The 3,422-nt window shown below is 63.6% G+C and carries 3 protein-coding genes; all 3 read right to left on the bottom strand.

The window, feature by feature from the left end:
* Positions 1–7: 7 nt before the first annotated feature.
* The 3 genes from SNL23_RS01545 to SNL23_RS01535 all read right to left on the bottom strand — a co-directional run bounded on the left by SNL23_RS01545 (position 8) and on the right by SNL23_RS01535 (position 3,277).
* A complete protein-coding gene (locus SNL23_RS01545; RefSeq protein WP_318301413.1) occupies positions 8–1,357 on the bottom strand; it encodes a CoA transferase in 1,350 nt (449 codons plus the stop codon).
* Between the two features lie 40 nt (positions 1,358–1,397).
* Positions 1,398–2,741: a sensor histidine kinase gene (locus SNL23_RS01540; RefSeq protein WP_167663461.1), complete on the bottom strand. Its 1,344-nt coding sequence runs from the start codon at positions 2,739–2,741 to the stop codon at positions 1,398–1,400.
* A 65-nt stretch (positions 2,742–2,806) separates the two neighbouring features.
* Positions 2,807–3,277 carry an LTXXQ domain protein gene (locus SNL23_RS01535; RefSeq protein WP_167663460.1) on the bottom strand — a complete coding sequence of 157 codons (471 nt, stop codon included), beginning with the start codon at positions 3,275–3,277 and terminating at the stop codon, positions 2,807–2,809.
* Positions 3,278–3,422: the final 145 nt, after the last annotated feature.

The following is a 3,422-nucleotide window of genomic DNA, read 5'->3' as shown; positions in this document are numbered from 1 at the left end:
TCTTCGCTCACCACTGAGGGCGGTGTGAGCCCAATTCCCCAGCGGGTAAATCCCATTGCAACGGTGTCCCGCTGATGGTCACCGGGGGCAGCAACCGGTGGGCCGGGCCCCAGGCTGTTTGCTCCACCACCAAGCCTTGATCGCCCGGTTCTTCGGCCCGCAGCGGTAGTTGTTCCGGGACTTGCCCTGCGTCTACCAACAGTTTTGCCGTGCGCGCGAGGGACAGCCGCGCCGAACCGCCGCGCCCGGATTTCAATCGTTCACTCAATGCCTGGATTGCACTGGCCGCCATCAAATACCCGGTGGCGTGATCCAGTGCCTGCAATGGCAGCGGCACCGGCTTGTCCGAGTTTTTCCACTGCTGGCCGGCCTCGGCAATCCCGGTACTCATTTGCACCAGGCTGTCGAACCCTCGCCGATTGCGCCACGGGCCGCTCCAGCCGTAAGCGTTGAGGCTGGCGTCGATCAGGCCGGGGGCGATGGCTTGCAACGCGGCCTCACCGTAGCCCAACTGCTCCAATGCATCGGCGCGGTAGCCGTGCAGCAGAATATCGGCGTCCTTGAGCAGGTTTTCGAAGATTTTCCGGTCGTCGGCATTTTTCAGGTCCAGGCGGGCGCAGCGTTTGCCCAGGGTCATTTCCGGTACCACGCCGGGTTCGTTCCAGTCAGGGGAATCGATGCGCAGTACATCGGCGCCAAGGCCTGCCAGGAAACGACTGGCAGTGGGGCCGGCCAATACACGCGTCAGGTCCAGCACCTTGATGCCCGCCAGCGGCCTTGCCACCGAGCCCAGCCAGGTTTTGTCGCTGAGGGCTGCAAAGGTCTGGCGATGGACCAGCGGTTCCTGATTGACCGCCAAACCTTGTGGATGCACCTGCCAGTCTTGCCACGAGCGCATCTGCGCCGCACAGCCGTTGGCTTCGACGATCGCCTGTTCCAGCTCGGCAGCGTTCCAAGGCGCAACCTTCGCGGCCATCGCGTTACGGTCAGCGACCTGACCGAGTACGCGCTCGGCGGCGGCGCGGTGATGCGGTGCATTGGTGTGCAGGCGAATCCAGCCGTCGGCGCAGGCGTAGTCGCCGGCAATCGGGTCCCACAGCGGCGGTGTGGTCCAGCCATCGGGACGCAGGGACGAGGAGAACCAGAATGAGGCGAGGCGCCGGTCTACGGTCACCGAGGGCAGGCGCCCGGTTTGCTGCAGCAGCAACTGGGCAACTGCCTGGCCCGCCGCACCGATGCTGGCGCTGGCCAGCTCGGTGACGGCAAAGGTCGAGGGCAGCGCGCCGGCCTCGGTAAAGGCCAGCGGGGTGACGGGTAAATCGAGTGCTTCCTGGATGGGGGTGAGCAGATCAGTCATCAAAGGCCCTCCTAATGAGAAGGACCATCATAGAAGATCATCAGGGTTGAATGACAACCCCGGGCTCCAGCGGCAAATCCACACTGGCGATAAAACCGCCGTCGGGATGATTCGCCAGGATCAGGCTGCCGCCATGCCGTTCTGCGGCGCGCCGCGCGATGGCGAGTCCAAGACCGTGACCTTGGGCGGTTTGCCCCGGGGCGCGGTAAAACGGCTCGCCCAGTTGGCTCAGGTGTTCGGCGTCCACACCCGGGCCGTGGTCGCGCACGCTGATCACAATGCGTTCGCCCTGGTGTCTGGCGTCCAGTTCAATCGGTTGGCCCGGCGGGTTGAAGCGTTGGGCGTTGCGCAGCAGGTTGTCCACCGCGCGTTCGATCATGGTCGGCCAGCCCTTGAGGTGCAGCCCGGCCTCGGCATTGAGCTGTACGGGTTGGTCCGGCGCGCCGAGCAAGGCATCTTTTTGCAGGGTTTTGAGCAGTGGGTTGAGGTCGATGTCTTCGGCGCTGGCGTTGTCGGCATCCACCCGGGCGAGTACCAGGATCTCGCTGATCAGTGCTTCCAGGCGGTCGCATTCGCGGGTCAGGCGCGGCCAGAGTTTCTCCCGTGCCTCGGGTGTGGCGCGTTCTGCCAGGGCCAGGGCAATCCGCAGGCGGGCCAGGGGCGAGCGCAGTTCGTGGGACACGTCCCGCAGCAATTGGCGCTGGCTGCCGATCAGGCTTTGCAGGCGGGCGCCCATGCGGTTGAAGTCGGTAGCGAGCACGCCGAATTCATCGCGGCGGTTGGCCAGCCGCGCCAGGCTGTTTTGCTGGTAGGTAGTCTGGCCCAGGTCATGCACTGCGCTGCGCAGGCGGCTGAGGGGGCGAGTGATGGACAGCGTCACCAGCAGACTGAACAGGGTCAGCACCACCAGCGCGATTGCCAGCGCACTCAACGGCCACAGCAGACTGCTGCGGTGCCAGGCGTCCAGCTCCGGGTGGGGAATGCGGTAGATCAGCAGGTAAGTGTCGCCGGTTTTTTCGCTGGTGTACTCGGCGGTCAGCCGTCGCCAGGGCAGGTGACGGTCCTGGCTGTCGTTTTGCCGGGCTTCGAGGGCGGCGGCGCGGCGCGGGAAAGTGCCGCGTACCACGGGCTCGCCACTTTCATTAAGCACTTGCACGTCGATGTGGTACTGACGCTTGCGCTGCTGCAGCAACTCCTGGGCGGCGTCCTCGCCTTGGGCCTCATAGAGCTGCGTCCATTCCTGCGCGAGGTTATTGAGCCCGGGGTGGCGGCTGAGAATCCAGGCGTCCTGGTTGAGCATATGCCCAAGCAGGATCGACAACCCGGCAACCAGGGCGATGGCCAGCCAGAAGCTGGCTAGGACGCGCCAGAACAATGAACGCACAAGAAACCCTCAAACAGGAAAAACCCAGCGGCGTTGGCCACTGGGCTGGGAGTGAAGCTAGATCATTATTGCGCTTTTTGCGGCTGCTGGGCTTTCCAGGCCTGGAATTCCTTCCATTCGGCGCGGCGCTCGGCTTGTTTCTTGGCGATCTCGTCGAATTTCTTCTGTTGATCGGGTTTCAGCACGGCACGGATGTCGGCCTGGGTTTTCTGTTTGCCGGCAGCCATTTCGTCTTGCATGGCTTTCTGGTCTGCGGCCGGGAGTTTATCCAGGTACTTCTTGACCAGCTCTTTGCGAGCGTGCCACTGCTGGCCCATCAATTTGCCGATCTGCTGGCGCTGTTCAGGGCTCAGGTCCAGCTGGCTGAAAGGGCCGCCTTTGCCCCGCATGCCGTGTTCACCGCCGTGGCCTGGGCCGCCCATCATGTGGCCTTCAGGGCCGCCCATCGGGCCTGGGCCTGGGCCTTCTGGCATGGCCGCCATGGCAACGGTGGGAAGGGCAGCAGCGAACATCAAAGCGATAAGGGTCTTGCGCATGGTGATTCTCCTGTCTCTATTCCGGTGAGTCCGGATGTGAGTAGATTACGGAGATCAAGGTCAGCGGCAGTCAGGGGACGGTAAAGCTTGGGTAAAGAGGATTTTGGGCAGGGCTGACAAAACTATTGGCGACCGTAGCAGCTGT

It is taken from the genome of Pseudomonas sp. SED1, assembly GCF_034044025.1.
Classification (GTDB): Bacteria; Pseudomonadota; Gammaproteobacteria; order Pseudomonadales; family Pseudomonadaceae; genus Aquipseudomonas.
Note: the sequence above shows the minus strand (reverse complement) of the source record. Positions and strands in the feature narration are given on the sequence as shown.